Annotated in this window: 23 protein-coding genes; 5 read left to right on the plus strand and 18 right to left on the minus strand. The window is 67.3% G+C overall.

What is annotated here, in order from left to right:
- The first annotated feature begins 5 nt into the window (after window positions 1-5).
- Complete coding sequence (locus tag LRA87_RS13460) at window positions 6-236, plus strand: hypothetical protein (RefSeq protein ID WP_230632036.1); 231 nt, start codon at window positions 6-8, stop codon at window positions 234-236.
- Window positions 237-259: 23 nt separating this feature from the next.
- Here the strand turns inward: LRA87_RS13460 and LRA87_RS13465 are convergent, their stop codons facing one another.
- Window positions 260-1,564 (minus strand): M20/M25/M40 family metallo-hydrolase, encoded by a 1,305-nt coding sequence (locus tag LRA87_RS13465; protein WP_230632038.1) that lies wholly within the window; start codon window positions 1,562-1,564, stop codon window positions 260-262.
- Window positions 1,564-2,079, minus strand: coding sequence for a homogentisate 1,2-dioxygenase (locus LRA87_RS13470; RefSeq protein ID WP_230632040.1), 516 nt, complete (start codon window positions 2,077-2,079; stop codon window positions 1,564-1,566). The genes LRA87_RS13465 and LRA87_RS13470 overlap by 1 nt, the downstream gene beginning before the upstream one ends.
- Before the next feature lie 225 nt (window positions 2,080-2,304).
- Between LRA87_RS13470 and LRA87_RS13475 the strand changes: the two genes are divergently transcribed.
- Window positions 2,305-2,487 carry a hypothetical protein gene (locus LRA87_RS13475; protein ID WP_230632044.1) on the plus strand — a complete coding sequence of 61 codons (183 nt, stop codon included), beginning with the start codon at window positions 2,305-2,307 and terminating at the stop codon, window positions 2,485-2,487.
- On the opposite strand, the gene LRA87_RS13480 is transcribed toward LRA87_RS13475, so the two are convergent.
- Genes LRA87_RS13480 through LRA87_RS13530 form a run of 11 tightly spaced genes read right to left on the minus strand, consistent with a single transcriptional unit; the run spans window position 2,450 to window position 11,563 of the window.
- Complete coding sequence (locus LRA87_RS13480) at window positions 2,450-2,929, minus strand: hypothetical protein (RefSeq protein WP_230632046.1); 480 nt, start codon at window positions 2,927-2,929, stop codon at window positions 2,450-2,452. The two genes, LRA87_RS13475 and LRA87_RS13480, sit on opposite strands and share 38 nt — an antisense overlap.
- 53 nt (window positions 2,930-2,982) lie before the next feature.
- Window positions 2,983-3,354 (minus strand): hypothetical protein, encoded by a 372-nt coding sequence (locus LRA87_RS13485; RefSeq protein WP_230632048.1) that lies wholly within the window; start codon window positions 3,352-3,354, stop codon window positions 2,983-2,985.
- The gene (locus LRA87_RS13490; RefSeq protein ID WP_230632050.1) at window positions 3,351-4,361 is read right to left on the minus strand and encodes a chemotaxis protein CheB; all 1,011 of its coding nucleotides are present in this window, start codon (window positions 4,359-4,361) and stop codon (window positions 3,351-3,353) included. The genes LRA87_RS13485 and LRA87_RS13490 overlap by 4 nt, the downstream gene beginning before the upstream one ends.
- 35 nt (window positions 4,362-4,396) lie before the next feature.
- On the minus strand, window positions 4,397-4,840 hold the full coding sequence (locus tag LRA87_RS13495) for a chemotaxis protein CheW (RefSeq protein ID WP_230632052.1): 444 nt from the start codon (window positions 4,838-4,840) through the stop codon (window positions 4,397-4,399).
- A gap of 21 nt (window positions 4,841-4,861) precedes the next feature.
- A complete protein-coding gene (locus tag LRA87_RS13500) occupies window positions 4,862-5,227 on the minus strand; it encodes a response regulator (RefSeq protein ID WP_230632054.1) in 366 nt (121 codons plus the stop codon).
- A 29-nt stretch (window positions 5,228-5,256) separates the two neighbouring features.
- A complete protein-coding gene (locus LRA87_RS13505) occupies window positions 5,257-5,775 on the minus strand; it encodes a chemotaxis protein CheD (RefSeq protein ID WP_443024886.1) in 519 nt (172 codons plus the stop codon).
- Window positions 5,776-5,810: 35 nt separating this feature from the next.
- Complete coding sequence (locus tag LRA87_RS13510; protein WP_230632058.1) at window positions 5,811-6,869, minus strand: protein-glutamate methylesterase/protein-glutamine glutaminase; 1,059 nt, start codon at window positions 6,867-6,869, stop codon at window positions 5,811-5,813.
- Between the two features lie 2 nt (window positions 6,870-6,871).
- Window positions 6,872-7,732, minus strand: a complete 861-nt coding sequence (locus tag LRA87_RS13515; protein WP_230632060.1) for a CheR family methyltransferase — start codon at window positions 7,730-7,732, stop codon at window positions 6,872-6,874.
- Entirely contained in the window at window positions 7,729-9,813 is a 2,085-nt protein-coding gene (locus LRA87_RS13520) for a chemotaxis protein CheA (protein WP_230632309.1), read from the minus strand. The genes LRA87_RS13515 and LRA87_RS13520 overlap by 4 nt, the downstream gene beginning before the upstream one ends.
- Window positions 9,814-9,824: 11 nt before the next feature.
- Window positions 9,825-10,097, minus strand: a complete 273-nt coding sequence (locus LRA87_RS13525; protein WP_230632062.1) for an STAS domain-containing protein — start codon at window positions 10,095-10,097, stop codon at window positions 9,825-9,827.
- A gap of 23 nt (window positions 10,098-10,120) precedes the next feature.
- Window positions 10,121-11,563 (minus strand): methyl-accepting chemotaxis protein, encoded by a 1,443-nt coding sequence (locus tag LRA87_RS13530; RefSeq protein WP_230632064.1) that lies wholly within the window; start codon window positions 11,561-11,563, stop codon window positions 10,121-10,123.
- Window positions 11,564-11,781: 218 nt separating this feature from the next.
- Here LRA87_RS13530 and LRA87_RS13535 point away from each other — a divergent pair, with 218 nt between their 5' ends.
- Entirely contained in the window at window positions 11,782-12,303 is a 522-nt protein-coding gene (locus LRA87_RS13535; protein WP_230632065.1) for a gamma carbonic anhydrase family protein, read from the plus strand.
- Here the strand turns inward: LRA87_RS13535 and LRA87_RS13540 are convergent.
- The 5 genes from LRA87_RS13540 to hppD form a co-directional block, all read right to left on the minus strand.
- A complete protein-coding gene (locus LRA87_RS13540; RefSeq protein ID WP_230632069.1) occupies window positions 12,276-13,265 on the minus strand; it encodes an alpha/beta fold hydrolase in 990 nt (329 codons plus the stop codon). The two genes, LRA87_RS13535 and LRA87_RS13540, sit on opposite strands and share 28 nt — an antisense overlap.
- A gap of 36 nt (window positions 13,266-13,301) precedes the next feature.
- Window positions 13,302-13,658 (minus strand): Rieske (2Fe-2S) protein, encoded by a 357-nt coding sequence (locus LRA87_RS13545; protein ID WP_230632073.1) that lies wholly within the window; start codon window positions 13,656-13,658, stop codon window positions 13,302-13,304.
- 10 nt (window positions 13,659-13,668) lie between these two features.
- A complete protein-coding gene (maiA, locus tag LRA87_RS13550) occupies window positions 13,669-14,298 on the minus strand; it encodes a maleylacetoacetate isomerase (RefSeq protein ID WP_230632075.1) in 630 nt (209 codons plus the stop codon).
- Window positions 14,295-15,590: a homogentisate 1,2-dioxygenase gene (gene hmgA, locus LRA87_RS13555; protein ID WP_230632078.1), complete on the minus strand. Its 1,296-nt coding sequence runs from the start codon at window positions 15,588-15,590 to the stop codon at window positions 14,295-14,297. The genes maiA and hmgA overlap by 4 nt, the downstream gene beginning before the upstream one ends.
- 163 nt (window positions 15,591-15,753) lie before the next feature.
- Window positions 15,754-16,818: a 4-hydroxyphenylpyruvate dioxygenase gene (hppD, locus tag LRA87_RS13560; protein ID WP_230632081.1), complete on the minus strand. Its 1,065-nt coding sequence runs from the start codon at window positions 16,816-16,818 to the stop codon at window positions 15,754-15,756.
- 80 nt (window positions 16,819-16,898) lie between these two features.
- Here hppD and LRA87_RS13565 point away from each other — a divergent pair, with 80 nt between their 5' ends.
- Window positions 16,899-17,348 carry a MarR family winged helix-turn-helix transcriptional regulator gene (locus LRA87_RS13565; protein ID WP_230632083.1) on the plus strand — a complete coding sequence of 150 codons (450 nt, stop codon included), beginning with the start codon at window positions 16,899-16,901 and terminating at the stop codon, window positions 17,346-17,348.
- 81 nt (window positions 17,349-17,429) lie between these two features.
- On the plus strand, window positions 17,430-20,177 hold the full coding sequence (locus tag LRA87_RS13570) for a TonB-dependent receptor (RefSeq protein WP_230632086.1): 2,748 nt from the start codon (window positions 17,430-17,432) through the stop codon (window positions 20,175-20,177).
- Window positions 20,178-20,199 lie beyond the last annotated feature (22 nt).

Consider the following 20,199-nt stretch of genomic DNA (forward strand, 5'->3'; position numbering starts at 1 on the left):
GCGCGATGACCAGCGGCGCGCTTCAGGATCTGTTCCTTTCCACTCTGGTGCGGAAGGCAGGCGGCAATCGCCGCCGCTGGCGCCTCGTCCTCGGCGACATGAAGGTCTATGCCGTCGCCACCCATCCCCATTGCAACTGGTCGGTGACGCCGACCGGATCGGCGGCCGAGAACGATATCGTCGAACGGATCGCCGACGATCTGCGCGTGACCCACCCGATCGTCAGCCACGGCTGAGCCGAGCCGAGCCGCGCCGCGCCTCAGCGCTTCTCTGCGCTCAGGCGGGACATCAGGATCGCCGCGCGCTTCGCCTGGCGGCGGATCGTCGACAGGTCCACCACCTCGTCCGGCGTATGATCGCCGCGGCTGGCGGTACCCAGCCCGACCAGTCCGTCGACATCCGCAGCCACCCACGAAATGTCGCCCGCGCCGCGCTTCAACGGATCGAGCGGCGGCATCGTCGGCAGCCCCAGATCGCGGTTCACGACGTTCAGCCGGGCGAGCAGCGCCTGGTTCCCCGCGGTCGGCGCCATTGCCGGATAGCCGCTCTTGAAACTGATCGACGCATCGGTACCGGGCGCATGCCGCGCAACGATCGCCGTCATTTTCGTCCGCACGCGCTGCGTCTGATCCTCGCTCAACGTCCGGAAATCGCCGCTCGCGACCGCTTGCGCGGGGATGATGTTACTCTTGCCTTGCGCACTCGCCTTCGATCCGCTCGCGTCGATCGCGGCGGTGACGCCGCTGGCGAGCAGGCCGACGTTGAAGGTCAGATTGGCCTCGGGCAGTTCGGTGCGAAACGCCGCGACGATGCGTGCGATCTCGTTGGCCGCGCCATCGCCGAACGCCTCGCTGAAGATGCGCGAGCTGTGGCCGCTCTTGCCAGTTATGGTCAGCGTCCAGTCGTTGACGGACCGGCGGGCGATCGAGCCCATGTCGCGGCCCTCCTCGATCGCCAGCCCCTCGAAATCGAGTGCGACGTCGGCGCGTTTGCCGGCCGCGATCAGGTCGGCGCGCGCCACCGCGATCGGATCGCCCGAATCCTCTTCGTCCCCGGTCAGCACGATCTCGATATTCGCGTTCCGGAGCGTGCCGGCGGCCTGCATTGCGCGCAGCGCGGACAGCATCACCACCATGCCGCCCTTGTCGTCGCCGGCGCCGGGGCCGCTCGCCTCCTCGCCCTTGCGGACGAAGCGCTGGAACGGCGAATCCGCCTCGAACACGGTATCGAGATGGCCGATCAGCAGCAGCCGTCGGGTGCCGGGCGCGCCGCCATGCGTCGCGATGATGTGGCCCGCGCGGCCGGTCTGCGGCAGCGGCTTCCACGTCACGTTGAAGCCCAGCCCGCGCAGTTCCTCCGCCATCATCGCGCCGACCTTCGTAACGCCGGGCAGGTTCATCGTGCCGCTGTTCTGATTGACCAGCCGCTCCAGCAGCGTAACCGAACGTTCGTATTCGGCATCGACCGTCGCGGCCATCCGCGCCTCCGCCGAAGACAGGCGTGGTGCGGGATCGGCGGCGGCGGGGCTGGCCGCGAGCAGCAGCGGCAGGAACAGCGTCAGCATCACGACGCGACCCTCGCCGCCATCAGCGACAGGGTCGCGGTCTTGCTGCCGGTGAGCTGGACCTGATAACGACCGGGGGCGAGATCGAAATCGACCATCTTGCGGATCGGCGAGCAGGCGGGACCATGGCCGTGCGTAGCGGACGCGACGATGCGGTCGCCCGCGACCACGTCGATCCACGCGCCGCTTCCGAGCGCGATCCGGTAGCGGCCCCGCGTTGCGACCGAGAGCGTGAAGACACCGCCGAAGCCCGCAGGCGTGCCGGCTTTCCCGGAGGCCTGCGCCAGACGCAAGGTCGACGTGGCGACCAGCGTCGCGCGGACGCCACTACCGATCGGCAGCGCTGGTGCGTCTCCGGCGGACACGCCGGCGGCGAGCGGGACGGATCGCGCCCAGCCGGACAGGCCGGCAGGCAGGACCGTCGATCCCGACGGGCAGGATGCGGTCGGCGATGCGGCGGGAACGGCGACCTGTACGGCGGCCGCCATCATCGCGCCCCAAAAGATCGATAGCATTCGCACCATCCTCCATATCGTTCGAGGACGAGGATAGCAGGGGCGTCCGTCGTGTCACGGCCCGATCCGCGCGAGCCACGATCAGGCGTCGAGAGCAGAAACACCTTCTTACGCGCTAAAAATCCCAACCCAGATTGATTTGTCCGACCAGTTGGGCCTAAACGGGAATATCCGGAATGGACGTTACAATCGCCGGCCGGATCAAAGGGGAGCGGTGAAACGGTGATGATCGGGACAAAAGTCATGAACGCCGACGTGCACGACCATGTTTGCGTGTTGCTGCTGGATACACTCGATCTGCTGGACGAGCAGGGGGCAACGATGGCCGCAATCCACGTCAGTCACGCGCTCGAGGTGCTGGGGTGTGCGGTTACCGATCCTGCGGATCGGCCCGCTGCAGCGGTATAGCGGCAATTTCCGTCAGCCATGCACGGATCGTCGAGCGGCCGGTCTGGCTCAACGCCAGCATCGTCACACGCCGGTCGCTGACATCGTCGCTGCCAAGCACCAGACCCCGGTCCTGCAACAGCTTGATCCAGCGTAACGCGGTGGTGCGCGGAACGCCGGCGGCGGCGCAGCAGGCATTGGTGGTGACCGTGGCACCGTTCAGCCCCTCGGCGAACAGGAACAGCATGATGTCCAGTCCGGGATTGGCGAACAGGGATGCTTCCAGATGATCGGCGAGCTTGCGGCGCGCTCCGGTGATGCTGCACGCGAGCGTCGCAAGCGCGTCGTCACCGGCCTGAAAACCGGTCGCGTCGATCGGCATCGGTGAACCGGCAAATCGGCTGACACCGGTTTCCCGATCGACGGAGGCAGAGACATCCTGTTCGCGCAATATGGCATCCATCGTGATCGTCGCCTCCTTTACCGCAGCACGGCATAGCCGGAGACGATCCGAAATCAACCCGTGTCAACGTTGTCGAGGTCGACGGGCAGCCCCTCGCGGCGATAACGGTCGAGCGATTCCGACAGGCTGAGGCCCAGATCTTCCAGTGTCACCGTCTCGAGCCGCCGATCGATCGGATCGGTGGAGCGGAGCACGTCGGCGATCGCCAGCTGCGCCTGGGTGATCCGGTCGATCACCTGCAGGCTGTGCATATGCCGGCGCAGCGTTTCGCTGTCGCTCGCAAGGTCGAACGCCAGTTCGGCGAGCAGGCCGGTGAGACCGACCAGCTCATCCGCCAGTGCATAGGCCATGGCGGGCTCCATGCCGTCGAGCGACGGGTCCGCCCCAGGGACGGGAATGGCGCGGATGATCGATTGATGGATCATTTGCCACACAATTTCAGGATCGTGCCGGCCAGCTGGTCCGCCGGCACCGCCTGCGTCGCGATCCGCCGCGACATCACGAAGCCGTCGGCGCGCCGTTCCACCGGCACGATGCCGTAGCTTCCCCCCGCCTGCAGCGCGCGGACGCCGGCATCGCCATCCTCGCCGTCGGCCCCGAGCAACAGCCCGACCGCTTCGGCGCCGGCAGCCTTGGCGATCGAGGCGAACAGGATCGAGATCGACGGACGCTCGCCCGCCACGGGATCGCGCGGCAGCATGCGGAGCCGCCCGTTCGGCCAGCCGTCGACGACGACATGATGCTCGCCCGGCGGCGCGAGGTAGATCGTACCCTGTTCGATCGCCATGCCATCCTCGGCCAGCACGATCCGCGGCGCGATCTCGGCGGCCATCGTATCGATCATCGTACCGGCAAGGCCTGCGCCCAGATGCTGGACGACGACGGTCGGCGGGCAATTCGCCGGAAAGGTGCCGAATAGGTCGAACAGCGCCTGCGTGGCGGCCGCCTCGCCGCCGATCGCGACGATCCGGCCGTTCCAGTCGAGCGGCGGAGCGGCGACGGGCTTCGCACCGCCACTCGGCTTGACCGCCGCGCCCTTCGCGGCTTTGATCCGCTTGCCGAGCTTGCTCAGGATCTTGTCGAATTCCGCGGCGACGGCGACCTTTGGTTTGGGGAAACAGTCGATCGCCCCCAGCCGAAGCGCCTCGATCGACGCCTCCGCGCCGGCTTCGGTGCGGGTCGAGAACATGATGATCGGCATCGGCCGCGATGCCATCACCTCGGCCAGATATTCGAGGCCGCTCATTCCCGGCATCTCGACATCGAGCGTGATGACGTCGGGGTGCAGCTGTTCGCGCATCGTGCGGGCTTCGTCGGCACCGCCCGCCGATCCGACGACGGCAACGCCGGGAATGCGTTCCAGCGCGCCGGACAGCAGGGCGCGCATGGTGAGGGAATCATCGACGACTAGGACTTTAACCGGGGCAGCCATGGCTGTGTTCACTTTCTGTGGCGGGTCTGCGGCGTTCAGGCGGCGTCGGCGAGCGGCATCGACGGGTCGGTGAGCCGTTCGAGCGCCAGGATCAGGATCAGGCGCTGATCGATCGTCGCGAGCCCTTCGAGGTAGTTGGCGGCGGGCGTTTCGCCGATGTCGGGCAGGGGTTGCATGCCGTCGGCGGGGACGGTGACGATGTCGTTCACCGCGTCGACGATCAGGCCCTGCAACTGGTCGCCGATGCGGACCACGATGATGACGTGACGCGACGACGGATCGGTCATGCCCCAGCCGAGGCGGTGGCTGAGATCGAGCACGGGCAGGACGACGCCGCGCAGGTTGACGACGCCGCGGACATGCGGCGGCACGTTGGGCAGCGGCGTCGCGGGCGACCAGGCGCGGATTTCACGGATCGCCATGATATCGACGCCGAGAACCTGCTCGCCGATCTGGAAGGTGATGAGCTGACGGGACATGGAAGGTCTCCTGAAGGGCGATCAGTGCAGGACGCGGCGGATCGCCGCGGCCAGCTTGTCGGGATGGAAGGGCTTGACGATCCAGCCGGTCGCGCCGGCGGAGCGCGCGCGATTCTTCTTCTCGTCGGAACTCTCGGTGGTCAGCACCAGGATCGGCAGGTTGCGATGGCGATCCTCCGCACGCACCTTTTCGATCAGGCCGAAGCCGTCGAGCCGGGGCATGTTGATGTCGGTGATCAGCAGGTCGGGTTCGATCCCGTCGAGCCGCTCCAGCGCATGGACACCGTCCTCGGCCTCCAGCACCTTGTAGCCGAGATCGGTCAATGCCGCCTTCAGCAGCATGCGCATGCTGGGCGAATCGTCCACGGTCATGATCGTACCGGACACGGATTTTCCTTCGTTGGGGGAATGTTGCATCAGAAGAACTCCACATCGCCGAGCTGTGCGGCGGGGATCGGAGGCGCGACGAGGCGGGGGCGTTCCGCGGGCCGGTCGGCGGCGATGCGGCACCGGGCGAGGCCCAGCGTCGGCCGGAATTCGACGCGCCGCGCACCGTGCCCGCCGACATCCTCGCCGACCAGCGCGATGCGCTCGTCACGCAGGAAGCGCCTGGCGAACAGTGCGTTGGTCGCGCCGATATCGCGGAACCCGTCGCGCAGGCTCGCGCCGCCATAGATGCGCGCCTTCAGGTTGGAGCGCGACGCGCCCATCGCCATCATGGCGTTGATCAGCACCTCCATCGCATAGACGCCGTAACGCTGCAGCGAGCGCACGTCGGTGTCGCCGTTGCCGGGCTCCGCCAGCAGGAAGTGGTTGAGGCCACCGACTTTCGCGACCGGATCGTACAGGCAGGCCGAGATGCAGCTGCCGAGCACTGTCGTCATGATGACTCCGGCATCGTCCGATACCCTGGTCTCGCCCTGCATGATCGTCATGCGGACGAGGCCATCGGCCGGTCTGGGCAAGGCGCTCACGCCCGGCATTCCGACAGCAGCCGTGCGGCGATCCGCGCGAGCGGCAGCTGGACGGTCACTGCCCCGATCCGGTGTGCGGCGGCGGGCATGCCGTAGACGACGCAGCTCTCTTCGTCCTGGCCGATGGTCATCGCTCCCCTTTCTTTCATGATCTTGAGTCCTTCCGCGCCATCCGCTCCCATGCCGGTCAGGATCGCTCCGACCGCCGATGCGCCGGCCCAGCGTGCGACCGACAGGAACAGGCGATCGACCGAGGGCCGGTGGCCACTCATCTTTTCGTCCACGACCAGCCGGCAGCGGCGCAGCGGCCCGCCGGTGATTTCGCAATGATGCGTGCCCCCCGGCGCGACATAGACGTGGCCCGCTTGCAGCGGTGCGCCCGACCGGGCGACGCTGACGTGCGGTGCCGACAGGCGGTCGAGCCGCGCGGCGAAGGTCGGGACATAGGCCTCGGGCATATGCTGCACGATCACCGTCGGCGGGCAGTTGGCGGGAAAGCCGGACAGCAGCTCGATCAGCGTCTCGACGCCGCCGGTCGACGATCCGATCGCGATCATCGCATCGGCACGGGGGACGTAGCCCTGCGGCGGCTGCCCGGTTTCCGCGACGAAGCGAGGTCGGACGCGGCTGTTCGCAGCGGCCTTGACCAGCCTCGTGAGTTCTTCGCCCAGATCGCTGCCGAATGCCCGGTCCGGCTTCTGGTAGCAATCGAACGCACCCAGTTCGAGCGCGCGGACCGTCGCGTCGGCGCCGCGCCCGGTCAGCGTCGACAGCATGACGACGGGCATCGGTCGCAGCCGCATGATCTTGTCGAGGAATTCCAGCCCGTTCATGCCGGGCATCTCGATGTCGAGCGTGATGACGTCCGGCGCCAGCTGCTTGATCATGTCGCGTGCGGAGGCAGGGCCGTCGGCGGTGCCGACCACCTCGATTTCCGGATCCTGCGACAGCGTGTGCGACACCATCGCACGCATCGTCGGCGAATCGTCGACGATCAGCACACGCGTGCATGGCCGCGGCCGTCGCATGCCCGATGGCGTGGCCGGATCGGTCATGCTCACGCGTCGTTCTTCAGAAACGTCGTGCGACCGACGCAGGTGAAGCGTGTGGCGACGGACGCCGCCAGCCGTTCGGAATGACCGATGTACAGGAACCCGCCGGGCGCCAGCTGATCGGCGAGCCGGGTCTGCAGCCGCTCCTTGGTCGGCTCGTCGAAATAGATCATGACGTTACGGCAAAAAATCGCGTCGAACCGGCCCTTGATCGGCCATGGCTCGATCAGGTTGAGCATGCGGAAGCTGACACGGTCGCGGATCAGCGGGTGAACCTCCGCGCGATCGTCCACCTTGGTCATCCACGTCGAGCGCAGCGGTAGCGGAACGCCCGCGGCGGTATCCAGCGCGTAGCGGCCGGCGGCGGCGGCAGCCAGGATCTCGGTCGACAGGTCGGTGGCGAGGATGCGCAGATCGGTGCGCGACAGGCGCTGGCCGGTGCCGCGCTCCTTGCCGAACATCGCCATCAGCAGCGAATAGGGCTCCTCGCCGCTCGAGCAGGCGGCGGACCATATCCGCACCTTGCCGCGCGCGGACAGGCGCTGTTCCAGCGCGGGCCAGGCATGTTCCATGAAATGGTCGAAATGGTGCGATTCACGGAAGAAGCTGGTGTGATTGGTGGTCAGCGCGTTCAGGGCGGCGGTGCGTTCCTTCGCATCGTGGCCGATCAGCGCGATATAGTCGGCGAAATTGGTCAGGCGGCATGACCGCACGCGGGGTGCGAGACGGCCGTAGACCAATTGCATCTTGCCGGGCGGCAGCAGGATCGCCGATTCCTCGTAGACCATGGCGCTGATCGCCTGATGATCGGCGGGCGTGAAATGAAATTCGGCTTGCCGGTCGCCGGTGCGGGCTGCGGCGCTCATGCCGCCAGTCCGATCGGTGCGGCGACGAGCCGGGGATCGCGTCGCCAGCGCGAGATCAGGGCATCGACGTCGAGGATCAGCGCGACGCGGCCGTCGCCCAGGATGGTGGCGCCTGCAAGGCCGGGAATCGCCTCGTAATTGGCCTCCAGGCTTTTCACAACCACCTGGCGCTGGTCCTGGATCGAGTCGACCATCAGCACGGCCTGGCCGGTATCCGATTCGACGACGATCAGCACCGCCTGCGAGGGATCGCTCTGCGCGCCGTGGATGCCGAGCTGTTCGGCGACGCGATGCACCGGCACGTACGATCCGCGGACGTCGAGCAGCGAGGCGGTCGGACCGAGCACCTTCACGCCCGCATCGGTCGGGCGCAGGCTTTCGACGATGTGGCTCAACGGAATGACGAAGGTCTGGTCGCCGACGGTGACGATCATGCCGTCGAGCACCGCCAGCGTCAGTGGCAGCGACAGCGCGAAGCTGGAGCCGGAACCGAAGCTGGAATTGATCCCGATCCGCCCGCCCAATGCCTGGACGTTCTTGCGCACCACATCCATGCCGACGCCCCGGCCGGAAATGTTGGACACGGTCGCCGCGGTCGAGAAGCCCGGTGCGAAGATCAAATTGTCGATATCCTCGTCGCTCAGCACCGCATCGGCAGCGATGATGCCACGCTCCACCGCCTTGCCGCGGACACGCGTACGGTCGATGCCACGTCCGTCATCGGCGACGGTGATGACGATCCGTCCGGAATGATGCGCGGCGGACAGGGTGACCACACCCTCTTCGGACTTGCCGGCGGCGAGGCGGTCGGCGGGTGTTTCGAGGCCGTGATCGACGGCGTTGCGGATCAGGTGGGTGAGCGGTTCGCCGATCCGTTCGACGACGGTCTTGTCGACCTCCGTCATCTCGCCGACGATATCCAGGCGGACCCGTTTGCCGGTTTCCAGCTCCAGTTCGCGGATGATCCGCGGCACGCGGCTGAACACCGTCTTCATCGGCTGTGCGCGGATCGCCATCGTCGATTCCTGCAACTCGCGGGTCAGGTGATCGAGGTCGGTCAGCTCGCTGATCCCGCCCATCGCATGTTCCGACAGGCGCTGCGCGAGCATCGCCTGGGTGATGACCAGCTCGCCAACCAGGTTCACGAGCCGGTCCAGCTTGTCGAGGTCGACGCGGATCGTCTGTGCCGGGGGCGGTACGGCGGAACGCGACGCGGCGGCATCGGCGATCGGTACGATCGTCGCGACCGGCGTGATCCCTGCCGGTGGCGCGATCGCCGGTTCGACCGTCGGCTCGTCTCCGTCATCGAGATCGGTTGCGGTGTCTTCGACCGGCGCGGCGACATCGGCGCGGGTCAGGGTGAGTTCGCATGCACCCATGAATTCGAAGATCGCGCGGATATCGTCCTCTGCGGCCTCAGCCGGGACGATCACCGTCCAACCGAGATACGAACGATCGGGCCGAAGGTCGTCGAGCAGCGGCAGGCGCGATACATCGACCGAGACCGTCTCGCCGTCGAGCATCCCCAGTTCGCGCAGCAGCAGCAGCGGATCGCCGCCGTTTTCCAGCGCATCGATACCGGGGACGAAGGTCACCCGCCACTCGCCCACACCGGCGGGCGTCGCGGCCGGCGCTTCGCAGAGCGCGAACAGGTCGTCGAAATCGTCGAGCGGAGGCGTGGACGGCACGACATCGACCACCGTCGTCGGCGTAGCCGCCGCGACCAGACGGGCCAGCATCGCGGTGTCGACCGGCGCATCGCCGCCATCACGTGCCGCGGCGACATGATCGGCCAGCATGTCGAACGCGCTGACGATCGTGCCGAGCAGGTCGGGCGTCAGCGACAGCGTGGCGTTGCGGACCAGATCGAGCAGCGTTTCGTATTCATGGGTGAACGCCTGCAACCGTTCATGCCCGAACGCTCCCGCGCCGCCCTTGATCGAATGCACGGCGCGAAAGATCGTGTTGATCGTCTCGTGATCGTAGTCGCCCTGCCGGACGAGGGCGAAGCTCGCCTCCATCATCGCGAGGCCTTCGTCGCATTCCTGGAAGAATATCTGCTGTATCTCGTCGAGATTCATCATGCGTCCTTTCAGACGACCGGATCGCGCACGGCGTCGAGCCGGGCGAGGGTGATCATGCGGGCGAGGGCGTCGCTCGGGTTATCGAGTCGAAAGCCGACGCCGCGCGCGATGGCGGTGAGGCGGGCGCTGGCCAGGACCTGAAGGCAGGCCTGCCCGATCCGCGCGACCTCGTTACCGTCGAGGTGCAGGGGCTCGCCACGGTCGATCGATGCGGAGAGCGTGTCACGCAGCGCGGTGGCGGCAGACGTATCGAGCGTGGCGGGGAGCGGATGAGCAGCCATGGTGTGCGACCTTCCCGGGGGGATCAGAATTCGGACCAGTCGTCCGCGGCAACGGCCACGGCGGCGGATCGACCACCGCGCGACTGCGCGGCCAGACGACGGCCCGCATCCGCGGCACGCTGTTGCAGGCGATGCACCGGCTGGTTCGACGCTCCGTTACCGTTCGCCGCATGCGACGTACCGTTCTCGATCTTGAAGCGGGCGACATGGCGGGCGAGTTCGTCCGCTTCCGTCGACAGGCTGCGGGCGGCGGCGGTGGCCTCTTCGACCATCGCGGCGTTCTGCTGCGTCACGCCGTCCATCTCGCTGACCGCGGTGTTGACCTGTTGCAGCCCATTGGCCTGCTGGTCGGCGGCGGTGGCGATCTGCGACACCAGCGTGCTGATTTCGGCGATGCGGCCGATGATGCGCTGCAAGGCCTTCCCCGTCTCGCTGACCAGCTCGACGCCGGCGTCGACCTGTTCGGACGATGCCATGATGCGGGTCTTGACGTCCTTTGCGGCCTCGGCGGAGCGCTGGGCGAGCGCACGCACTTCGGATGCGACGACGGCGAATCCGCGTCCGGCATCGCCGGCGCGTGCCGCCTCGACGCCGGCGTTGAGCGCCAGCAGATTGGTCTGGAAGGCGATGCCGTCGATGACCGAGATGATTTCGGAGATCTCGTTCGACGAGCGTTCGATGCCGCTCATCGCGTCGACCGCGCGGCGCACCACCTCACCCGACTGCTCGGCCTCGACGCGCGCTTCCTCGACGACGCCGTTGGCACGGTTCGCGCCGGCTGCGGTCTGACGCACGGTCGAGGTGATCTCGTCCATCGCCGCCGCGGTCTCTTCCAGGCTGGCGGCCTGTTGCTCGGTCCGCTGCGACAGGTCGTCCGACGCCTTGCGGATGTCGATCGCGCCGTTGCTGATCCCGCTGGTCGCTTCGGTCACCGCGGTCATCGTGTCGGCGACGGCGTCCAGCGCGCGGTTGTAATCGGCGCGGAGGCGCTCGTAATCGGCGGGGAAGGCCTGGTCGATCCGGTAGCTGAGGTCGCTGGACGCCAGCCGGGTCAGTCCCTCGCCCAGCGCGGACACCACGACCTGCTGCGCGGCCCCGGCGTGTTGCACCGTCTCGGCGTTCTGCTTGAACACCTCCATCGCCCGGGTCATCCGGCCCACGCAGTCGCGATAGTCGGTGAACTGGATCGGCGCATCCAGATCGCCCGCCGCGAGCGCTTCCATGCGGACGACGGTGGTGACGTAGGGATCGCTGATCATCTTGCCGCTGAGCAGGACCGTGACGACCGTGGTCGCGAACAGCGCAGCCGAGATCCCCATATAGATAGTCGCCTCGGCCGGCATGGCCTGCGCCGCGAGGAACGTGGTCACCACCCCGCCGCCCGCGATCGTGCTGTGGAGGAGAAGGAGCGTCTTGAACTTGGTGCGGATCGGCGCGTTCTTCTTGAACCAGGAAAACATCGGCATGTCCTTCGATCGATTGAGCGGGACGAGCCGGCACGACGTTGGCGACCCGGGAACTCGGGTTATCGACATGGCGGCATCTGCGTCCGTATTGGACAGACAATGGTGAAGGACCGGTAAAGCATGTCGATATCGGACGAATTATTTCACTGATCCGGCGGCCGGTCTCGACTTGCCGTTCGGACCGTCGTTCATCGCTGGTCGTAACGAAGGAGAGGGACATGACGTGCTACGGACTGGGCGATGTCGAGCCGGCGATCGGGGCGGACGTGTATGTCGCCCCCGGCGCGCACGTCATCGGCGACGTCACATTGGGTGATCGCGTGTCGATCTGGTTCGGCGCGGTCGTGCGCGGCGACAACGATCCGATCCGCATCGGCGCGGAGAGCAACGTACAGGACGGGGCGATGGTCCACGCCGACCCCGGCGTGCCCACGACGATCGGCCGCGGCGTCACGATCGGCCACCATGCGATCGTCCATGGCGCCACGGTCGGCGACAACAGCCTGATCGGCATGGGCGCGACGTTGCTCAATCGCGCGGTGATCGGCGCCGATTCGATCGTCGGGGCGAACGCGCTGGTGACCGAGGGAAAGGCGTTCCCCGCCGGGTCGCTGATCGTCGGCAGTCCGGCGCGCGTGCTACGGCCGCTGACCGACACCGAAATCGCCGGGCTGCGCGTGTCGACCGCGACCTATGTCGCCAACGCGCGCCGCTATGCCGACGGATTGCGGCCGGTATAGCCGTATCGTTCCGCTGCTTCGGTGACGAAGCGAACACATGCCCCCGGTGCGGTGATCGGGATCATGTGGCCGCCATCGATTACTTCGAGCCGCGCGTCCGGGATCTGCCCGGCGGTGCGATGACCGTGCAACGCCGGGTCGAGGATCGCGTCGTCGCGGCCGAACAGGATGGCGGTCGGCACCGTCAGTGTCGGATAGCGTGCGGCGATGGCCGCGACGTCGGTGCCGCCGGAGTGGAGATCGGCCGATGCCGCCGCGATGTTGGCGGGCCTCTGGCTCAATGCACCTCCGCCGCGGGTAATGAAATCGGCCGGCGGCGTTTCGGGCGCGAAGACGGCTTGCAGCACGCGATCGGCGGTCAGCCGGCTCATCGGTGTGCCGAGCGTCTGCGCCATCAGCCGGCGCAGCGAGGGCGGGATCGTGGCGAGCCCCCTGAATGCATCCGGCACGTCGTCCTGCGCCTGCGTCAGCGGTGCGATCAGGGCAAGGCCACGCACCAGCTCCGGCCGGTCGAGCGCCAGGGCCAGCGCCACCGCACCGCCGAGCGAATGGCCGACGAGCAGCGGGCGATCGAGGCCCAGCGTATCGATGAACCGGCCGATGATCGCCGCCTGTTCGGGAATCGTCGGTTCGCCGTCGTCGTCCGCGGTGGAATAGCCCGATCCCGGTCGGTCGACCAGAATGACGCGGTGATCGGCGGCGAGCGGCTCCAGCATCGCATAGCTGAAGTTGCGCAGCTGGCCGCTCAGCCCATGGATCATCACGATCGCCGGGCCGCTGCCCTGATCGACATAATGCAGCCGCGCACCTTCTACCTGGATATGGCGGCCGTCCTGCGGCACCAGCCGCTCCGCCTCGCGCGCGATACGGTCGGAATAAAAGGACAGGCCCAGCCCGCCGGCGGCGGTCAGCGCGGCGCTGCCGAACACCGTTCCAAGCATCCAGCGTGTGCCGCTCTGCATCCGTGCCTCCCGTCCAAAGAGAGACAGTGTAGCACGTCAGGCGGTCGTGACGATCCCGTCCGCGACGACGACCGGCCATGGCGTCAGACGCTGGCCGATACATGGCCCGCCGACGCACAATCCCTCGTCCAGCGTGAACAAGGCGCCATGCCAGCTGCACGCGATCATCTCGCCCGACGGCGTCAGATAGTCGTCGAGCTGCTGCGCCAACGGCACGCCCGCGTGCGGGCAGCGATCGACATAGCCGACCGCCGTATCGCCGCGGCGCACCACGAAACCATGGAACCGACCGGCGCGCATCTGCAGGACGAAATTGCGCGCCTTGCCGTCGCCGATGTCCGCCAGCGGCGCGAGCGCGACGCCCGCCGGGGTCGCGGTGAGGCGTTCGGTCATGCGTCGGCGCTCATGCGTCCGCGTCGGGCTGGCGGCTCGGATGCGCGGCCTCGGCGAGCGCGGCGGCGCGTCTCGCCGCGGCGACGAGATGCGGGTAGGGCATTGTATCCACGCCGAACCGCTCCGCCGAATACAGCGCCGGCACGACGACGCAATCCGCCAATGTGGGCGTCGTGCCATAGGCGAAGTCGCCGCCATGCCGCATGATCAGCGTTTCCAGCGCGGCGAACCCGGCGGTCATCCAGCGCGCCATCCACGCGTTTACCTGATCCTCCGATGCGCCGAAATCCTGCCGCAGCGCCTTCAGCGTGCGCAGATTATGCAGGGGATGCACGTCGGTGACGATCGTCTGCACCATGCTCCGCACGATCGCGCGACCGTCCGCATGGGCAGGCAGCAGCGCTGGCTCGGGGAAACGCTCGTCCAGCCATTCGAGGATCGCGACGCTCTGGGTGATGATCAGTCCGTCGACCTCCAGCGCCGGCACCAGCCGCTGCGGGTTGAGCGCGGCATAGTCGGGCGCGGCCTGCCCGCCGGTGCGCAGGTCGTGGTTGACCTGTTCGTACGCCAGCCCCTTCAGCGCCAGCGCGATGCGGACGCGATAGGCCGCGCCCGAGCGCCAATAGCCGTGCAGGATCATGGCAGTTTCGCCTTCGGGAAGTCCGCCCAGACCGCGTCGTAATCTAGCTGGCTATGCTCCAGTGCATAAGACGTCGGTTTGTACGGCCAGCAGCTTTCCAGCATGAACGCCATCGTGCCCTCGATCTTGTGCGGCTTCAGGTCCGCCGCGGATGCACCCTGCCAGCTGGCAAGGTCGGGGCCGTGGCCCGCCATCAGATTGTGCAGCGAGATGCCGCCGGGGGCGAACCCCTCCGCCTTGGCGTCGTACGCGCCGGTGATCAGGCCCATCGCCTCGGACATGATGTTGCGGTGGAACCAGGGCGGGCGGAACGTGCCCTCCGCCACCATCCAGCGCGGCGGGAAGATCACGAAATCGGCGTTGGCGCGGCCGGGCACGTCGGAGGGCGAGGTCAGCAGCGTGAAGATCGACGGATCGGGATGGTCGAAGCTGACCGTGTTGATCGTGTTGAAGCGAGACAGGTCGTAGCGCCACGGCGCGAGGTTGCCGTGCCAGGCGACGACGTCAAGCGGGCTGTGATCGAGCGTCGTCATCCACAGCGATCCCATGAACTTCTGGATCACCTGCGTCGTGTCGTCGCGATCCTCGAACCACGCGACCGGCGTTTCGAAATCGCGCGGGTTGGCAAGGCCGTTGGCGCCGATCGGGCCGAGATCGGGCAGGCGGAACAGACTGCCGTGGTTTTCGCAGACATAGCCCCTCGCCGCGCCGTCCGGCAGCAGCGCGCGGAAGCGGACGCCGCGTGGGATCAGCGCGATTTGGCCGGGTGCGACCACGATCCGACCGAGTTCGGTGAGCAGTTCCAGTCGACCTGCCTGCGGTACGAACAGCAATTCGCCGTCCGCATCGGTGAAGACGCGGTCCGTCATGTCCGCGCTGGCGGCGTAGACGTGCAGCGCCACTCCCTCCAGATCGGCGGGATCGCGGTTGGCGAGCATCGTCGTCATGCCGTCGATCAGATCGGTGCCAGGGGCGGCGTCGGCTATCGGGTCCCAGCGGAGGCGGTTGGGGGCTAGCGGCGCGTCGGTGGTGCCGGGGGCGAAGCGCTTTGCGCCCTCGTAGCGGAGGTAGGGTGGATGCTCGGCGGTCGGGCGCATCCGGTAGAGCCACGAGCGGCGGTTCTCATGGCGCGGCGCGGTGAAGGCGGTGCCGCTGAGTTGTTCGGCGTAGAGGCCGAAGGCAGGGCGCTGCGGCGAATTGCGGCCGATCGGGAGCGCGCCGGGGACGGCCTCCGTCGAGACGTGGTTGCCGAAGCCGGGGATGTAGTCGCTGTCGGGGTGGTGGGTTGTCATTGTTCTGGCGTCCTCTCCTGTTCCACCACCCCTTGCCGCAAACTCGCCGTCACCCCGGACTTGTTCCGAGGTCCACCCATCCGCAGCGGAAGGCCTTTGAGCCTCTTGCTTCTCACGTTGCCGCGGAGTGGATCCCGGAACAAGTCCGGGATGACGGAGGAATTTAGGCGTCGACGGTGATCACGCCGCGACGGATTTGGTCGAGTTCAATGCTTTCATACAGCGCCTGAAAATTGCCGTTGCCGAAGCCCTCGTTGCCCTTGCGCTGAATGATCTCGAAGAAGATCGGTCCGACCATCTTCTCGGTAAAGATCTGCAACAACAGTCCTTCCTCGCCGACGTTGCCGTCGATCAGGATGCGGTTGGCACGCAGGCGTTCCAGATTTTCACCGTGGTTCGGCACGCGCTTGTCGACCAGTTCGTAATAGGTCTCGATCGTGTCCTGCAACTTGACGCCACGCGAGCGCAGCTTCTCGACGGTGGTGTAGATGTCGTCGGTGGTCAGCGCGAGGTGCTGGATGCCTTCGCCGTTGTAATCGCGGATGAACTCCTCGATCTGGCTGTGGTCGTCCTGACTCTCGTTCAGCGGGATGCGGATCGCGCGGTCGGGGGCGATCATCGCCTGGCTGAACAGGCCGGTCGCCTTGCCCTTGATGTCGAAATACTTCTGCTCTTCGAAGCCGAAGATCTGGCCGTAGAATGTCGACCATGTCCGCATCTGGCCACGGCGCACGTTGTGGGTGAGGTGGTCGAGCAGGTCGAGGCCGACGCTGTTGGCGGCCTCTGCCTCGGCCGCGCCCGGCATCTGGGTCCAGTCGTCATACACGCTGCCCGCCGCGCCATGCCGGTCGACCAGATACAGCAGCGAACCGCCGATCCCCTCCAGCGCCGGAATCCCGTCCAGCGCGGCCCCTGCCGGTGCCGGCTTCGCGCCGCGTTCGATCGCCGCATCATAGGCTGCCTGCGCATCCTGCACGCGGAACGCCATCGCGCTGGCCGACGGGCCGTGCGCCGCGCGGAAATCGGCAGCGTGGCCGCTCTCCTCGCGGTTGAGCAACAGGTTGATCCTGCCCTGTTTGTAGCGGGTCAGCGCTTTCGTCGGATGGGTCGCGGCGACAACGAAGCCCAGTGCCTCGAACTGCGCGGCGAGCGCGTCGGGATCGGGAGAGGTGAATTCGCAGAATTCGAACCCGTCGAGGCCCATCGGGTTGACGTCCATATGTTCCATCGTCGCTGCTCCGATTGGTATCATTCGTTACCAATCATGTGCGTCATTGCTAAACTGGTGTCAACTGATACGAAGTCACCATGGCTGCCAAGCGCCTCGTCCTGGATGATTTCATCCCGTATCGCCTGTCGATCACGTCGAACCTCGTCAGCGATTCGATCGCGCGAGCATATGAGTCGCTGTTCGGCCTGACCATTCCGGAATGGCGGCTGATCGCGGTAATCGCCGAAACCGGCGGCATCACCCAGCAGGCGATCGGTGCCAGGACGCTGATGGACAAGGTGACGGTATCGCGTGCCGCCATTGCGCTGGTCGATCGTGGCCTGCTCGTGCGGCAGGCGAATCCCGAGGATCGCCGCTCGCACTTGCTCGAACTGACCGACGCCGGCCGCGACCTGTACGCCGCCGTCTCGCCCAAGGCGCTCGATCTCGAAGACCGCATCTTCGCTGCGTTCGATCCGGCCGAGGTGGCGCAATTCATGGACATGCTCCGCCGGGTCGAAGCGGTAACTGCCGCGATCGGGCGTTAGCGGCGAACAGCGACGCTCCGGCACAATTGTGCGACAATTGCCGTTTAGAGGCCCCGTCAGGATACGAATAAAGGGGCAGTTATGCGTTTGGCGGCGGTGATGATGATGGCGGCGAGCTGGCCGGCGATGGCGGCGGCACAGCAGGTGCCCGCGCCCGGCCCGGTTCCGGCCCCCGTCCCGGCCCCCGTCCCGGCCCCCGTCCCGGCGCAGACGACGACCGCTCCCACTGCCGCGCCCGCGACGGGCACGGCACCGCAAGACCAGCCGGCCGCCGTCGCCGCCGACCCGACCGTGCCTGCCGCCGCCGCCGCACAGTCGCCCTCCGTGCCGCAGACGACCGCGGCGCAATCCGATGCCGAGGAGGGCGAGGAGAACGAGATCGTCGTCACCGGTCGGCGACCGCCCGGTTCGGTGGTGGGCGACATTCCCGCCGAACAGATCCTCAGCCCCGCCGACATCCGGAGCTACGGCGTCAGCAGCGTCTCCGACCTGCTCACCGAACTGGCGCCCCAGACGCGCAGCGGTGCGGGGGGGCCGCCGGTGGTGCTGCTCGACGGCAAGCGTATCTCCGGCTTCCAGGAAATCCGCGATATCCCGACCGAGGCGATCCTGCGCGTCGACATCCTGCCCGAAGAGGTCGCGCTGAAATACGGCTATACCGCCGATCAGAAGGTCGTGAACTTCGTCCTGCGACGCCGCTTCCGCTCAACCACGGTCGAGCTCGCCGATGTCATCCCGACGGAGGGCGGCAAGAACAGCCCGCAGGGCGAACTCGACCTGCTCACCATCCGCAGCGGATCGCGCTTCAACCTGCACAGCACCTATCGGCAAAGTTCGGCGCTGACCGAATCGGAGCGTGACATCGCGTTGGCGACGACCGAAGGCGGCACCAGCAGCTTCGACCAGCGGCCGTTCCGCACGCTGCAGCCGTTCAGCCGCAACTTCGGCACCAACGCCACCTTCGCGCAACCGATCGGCGACGTCTCCGCCTCGATCAACGGCGAACTCAACGCGACGCAGTCGGTCGGCCGCTTCGGCCTGCCGCTCGACGCGGCGGGCATTCCGATCAGCCGCGATCCGCTCGAACAGCGCAACAACAACGTCACCGGCCACGTCGGCACCAGCCTCAACGGTCGACTTAGCCCGCGCTGGCTGTGGACCGTCACCGGCGGTTTCGACCGGGCGGAGAGCAACACCTACACCGAACGTACCGGCGATGGCGTACCGAACCGCGCCCGGTCGATCTCGAACAGCGGCGAGGTGCAGGCCCTCGCCAACGGTCCACTGTTCTCGCTGCCCGCCGGCGACGTGTCGACCGCGATCCGCGTCGGTGCCGACACCAGCGATTTCACCAGCCGCTCGGTGCGCGGCGGCCTCGCCTCCACCGGCGACGTCTCGCGCGACAGCGCCAACGGCCGCATCAACGTCGACCTCCCGATCGCCAGCCGCAGCCGTGCGGTGCTCGGCTGGCTTGGCAATCTGTCGCTGAACGGGAATGCCGCGGTCAACCGGCTGTCGGATTACGGCACGCTGACCTCCTATGGCTATGGCCTTAACTGGGGCCCGATCGAAGGCGTGCGGGTGATCGGGTCGATCAACCAGCAGGAGATCGCCCCCAGCGCCGCGCAACTCGGCAATCCGGTCGTCGTCACGCCGAACGTGCGCGTGTTCGACTTCGTGCAGGGCCAGACGGTGACGGTGACGACGGTGACCGGCGGCAACCCCGACCTGCGATCGAGCGACCGGCGCGTCACCCGCCTCGCACTCAACCTGAAACCGTGGAGCGCCAAGGATCTGACGCTCACCGCCAATTACACCAAGCAGGATGTGCGCAATCCGATCCAGGGGTTGTCGTCGGCAACGTCGGTGTTCGAGGCCGCGCTGCCCGGTCGCTTCATCCGCGACGCGGACGGCAACCTGACCCGTGTCGATCGGCGATCGGTCAATTTCGCGCGATCGGAGACCGAGAACATCCGCTGGGGGATCAACTTCTCCAAGCCGATCAAGTCCAAGATCCAGAAGCAGATCGAGGCGTTCCGCGCCGGCACCGGACCGAACCCGTTCGCCGGACTACGTTTTCCCGGTGCCAATGGACGTCCCGGTGAGGGCGGACCGGGGCAGCGAGGCGGCGGCGCACCGGGCGCTGCTCCCAATGCGGCCGGCACCGATGCACCGCCGCAGGGCGACCGGCCCAATGCTGGTGACCGCCCGGCCGGCGATGGCGCGCAGGCCAACGGCGGCGGCGAGGGCGGTGGACGTGCGCGCGGGGGCTTCGGCGGCGGCGGCGGTGGTGGCCGCGGTTTCGGTGGCGGCGGCGGGCGCGGCGGCCAGGGTGGCGGGCGCATCCAGTTCGCGTTCTACCACACGTTGAACCTGACCAACCGGTTGACGCTGGCGGAGGGGGGACCGGTTCTCGACGCGTTCAACGGCGACATCATCGGCTCCTCGACCAGCGACGGCCAACCGCGCCATGAATTCGAAGGGCAGGCGGGCTATTCCAACAACGGCATCGGCGTGCGCCTGTCGGCGAACTACGCTACGGGCGCCAGCGTCAACGGCGGCACCGCGGCCAACCCGGCGCCCTTGCGCTTCGAAGGGCTGGCGACCGCCGACCTGCGCCTGTTCGCGGACCTCGGCCAGCAACTGGAACTGGTGAAGGCCCATCCCTGGGTCCGTGGTGCGCGTGTCACCTTGTCGGTTGATAACATCTTTAACAGCCGCCAGCAGGTCCGCGACGCCGCCGGCCTGACGCCGATCACCTACCAGCCGGACTATCGCGATCCTCTGGGTAGCACGATCCGGTTGAGCCTGCGCAAGCTGTTCTTCTAGGGACGGAAAGAAGGTTGGTTCG

This window comes from Sphingomonas sp. Leaf37, from assembly GCF_920939475.1.
Lineage (GTDB): Bacteria > Pseudomonadota > Alphaproteobacteria > Sphingomonadales > Sphingomonadaceae > Sphingomonas.

Bases quoted from the DNA above. Each gene is read 5' to 3' on its own strand.
- LRA87_RS13460 (WP_230632036.1), top strand. From the start codon at position 6: ATGACCAGCGGCGCGCTTCAGGATCTGTTCCTTTCCACTCTGGTGCGG.
- LRA87_RS13465 (WP_230632038.1), bottom strand. From the start codon at position 1,564: ATGCTGACGCTGTTCCTGCCGCTGCTGCTCGCGGCCAGCCCCGCCGCC.
- LRA87_RS13470 (WP_230632040.1), bottom strand. From the start codon at position 2,079: ATGCTATCGATCTTTTGGGGCGCGATGATGGCGGCCGCCGTACAGGTC.
- LRA87_RS13475 (WP_230632044.1), top strand. From the start codon at position 2,305: ATGATCGGGACAAAAGTCATGAACGCCGACGTGCACGACCATGTTTGC.
- LRA87_RS13480 (WP_230632046.1), bottom strand. From the start codon at position 2,929: ATGGATGCCATATTGCGCGAACAGGATGTCTCTGCCTCCGTCGATCGG.
- LRA87_RS13485 (WP_230632048.1), bottom strand. From the start codon at position 3,354: ATGATCCATCAATCGATCATCCGCGCCATTCCCGTCCCTGGGGCGGAC.
- LRA87_RS13490 (WP_230632050.1), bottom strand. From the start codon at position 4,361: ATGGCTGCCCCGGTTAAAGTCCTAGTCGTCGATGATTCCCTCACCATG.
- LRA87_RS13495 (WP_230632052.1), bottom strand. From the start codon at position 4,840: ATGTCCCGTCAGCTCATCACCTTCCAGATCGGCGAGCAGGTTCTCGGC.
- LRA87_RS13505 (WP_443024886.1), bottom strand. From the start codon at position 5,775: ATGACGATCATGCAGGGCGAGACCAGGGTATCGGACGATGCCGGAGTC.
- LRA87_RS13510 (WP_230632058.1), bottom strand. From the start codon at position 6,869: ATGACCGATCCGGCCACGCCATCGGGCATGCGACGGCCGCGGCCATGC.
- LRA87_RS13515 (WP_230632060.1), bottom strand. From the start codon at position 7,732: ATGAGCGCCGCAGCCCGCACCGGCGACCGGCAAGCCGAATTTCATTTC.
- LRA87_RS13520 (WP_230632309.1), bottom strand. From the start codon at position 9,813: ATGAATCTCGACGAGATACAGCAGATATTCTTCCAGGAATGCGACGAA.
- LRA87_RS13525 (WP_230632062.1), bottom strand. From the start codon at position 10,097: ATGGCTGCTCATCCGCTCCCCGCCACGCTCGATACGTCTGCCGCCACC.
- LRA87_RS13530 (WP_230632064.1), bottom strand. From the start codon at position 11,563: ATGCCGATGTTTTCCTGGTTCAAGAAGAACGCGCCGATCCGCACCAAG.
- LRA87_RS13535 (WP_230632065.1), top strand. From the start codon at position 11,782: ATGACGTGCTACGGACTGGGCGATGTCGAGCCGGCGATCGGGGCGGAC.
- LRA87_RS13540 (WP_230632069.1), bottom strand. From the start codon at position 13,265: ATGCAGAGCGGCACACGCTGGATGCTTGGAACGGTGTTCGGCAGCGCC.
- LRA87_RS13545 (WP_230632073.1), bottom strand. From the start codon at position 13,658: ATGACCGAACGCCTCACCGCGACCCCGGCGGGCGTCGCGCTCGCGCCG.
- maiA (WP_230632075.1), bottom strand. From the start codon at position 14,298: ATGATCCTGCACGGCTATTGGCGCTCGGGCGCGGCCTATCGCGTCCGC.
- hmgA (WP_230632078.1), bottom strand. From the start codon at position 15,590: ATGACAACCCACCACCCCGACAGCGACTACATCCCCGGCTTCGGCAAC.
- hppD (WP_230632081.1), bottom strand. From the start codon at position 16,818: ATGGAACATATGGACGTCAACCCGATGGGCCTCGACGGGTTCGAATTC.
- LRA87_RS13565 (WP_230632083.1), top strand. From the start codon at position 16,899: ATGGCTGCCAAGCGCCTCGTCCTGGATGATTTCATCCCGTATCGCCTG.
- LRA87_RS13570 (WP_230632086.1), top strand. From the start codon at position 17,430: ATGCGTTTGGCGGCGGTGATGATGATGGCGGCGAGCTGGCCGGCGATG.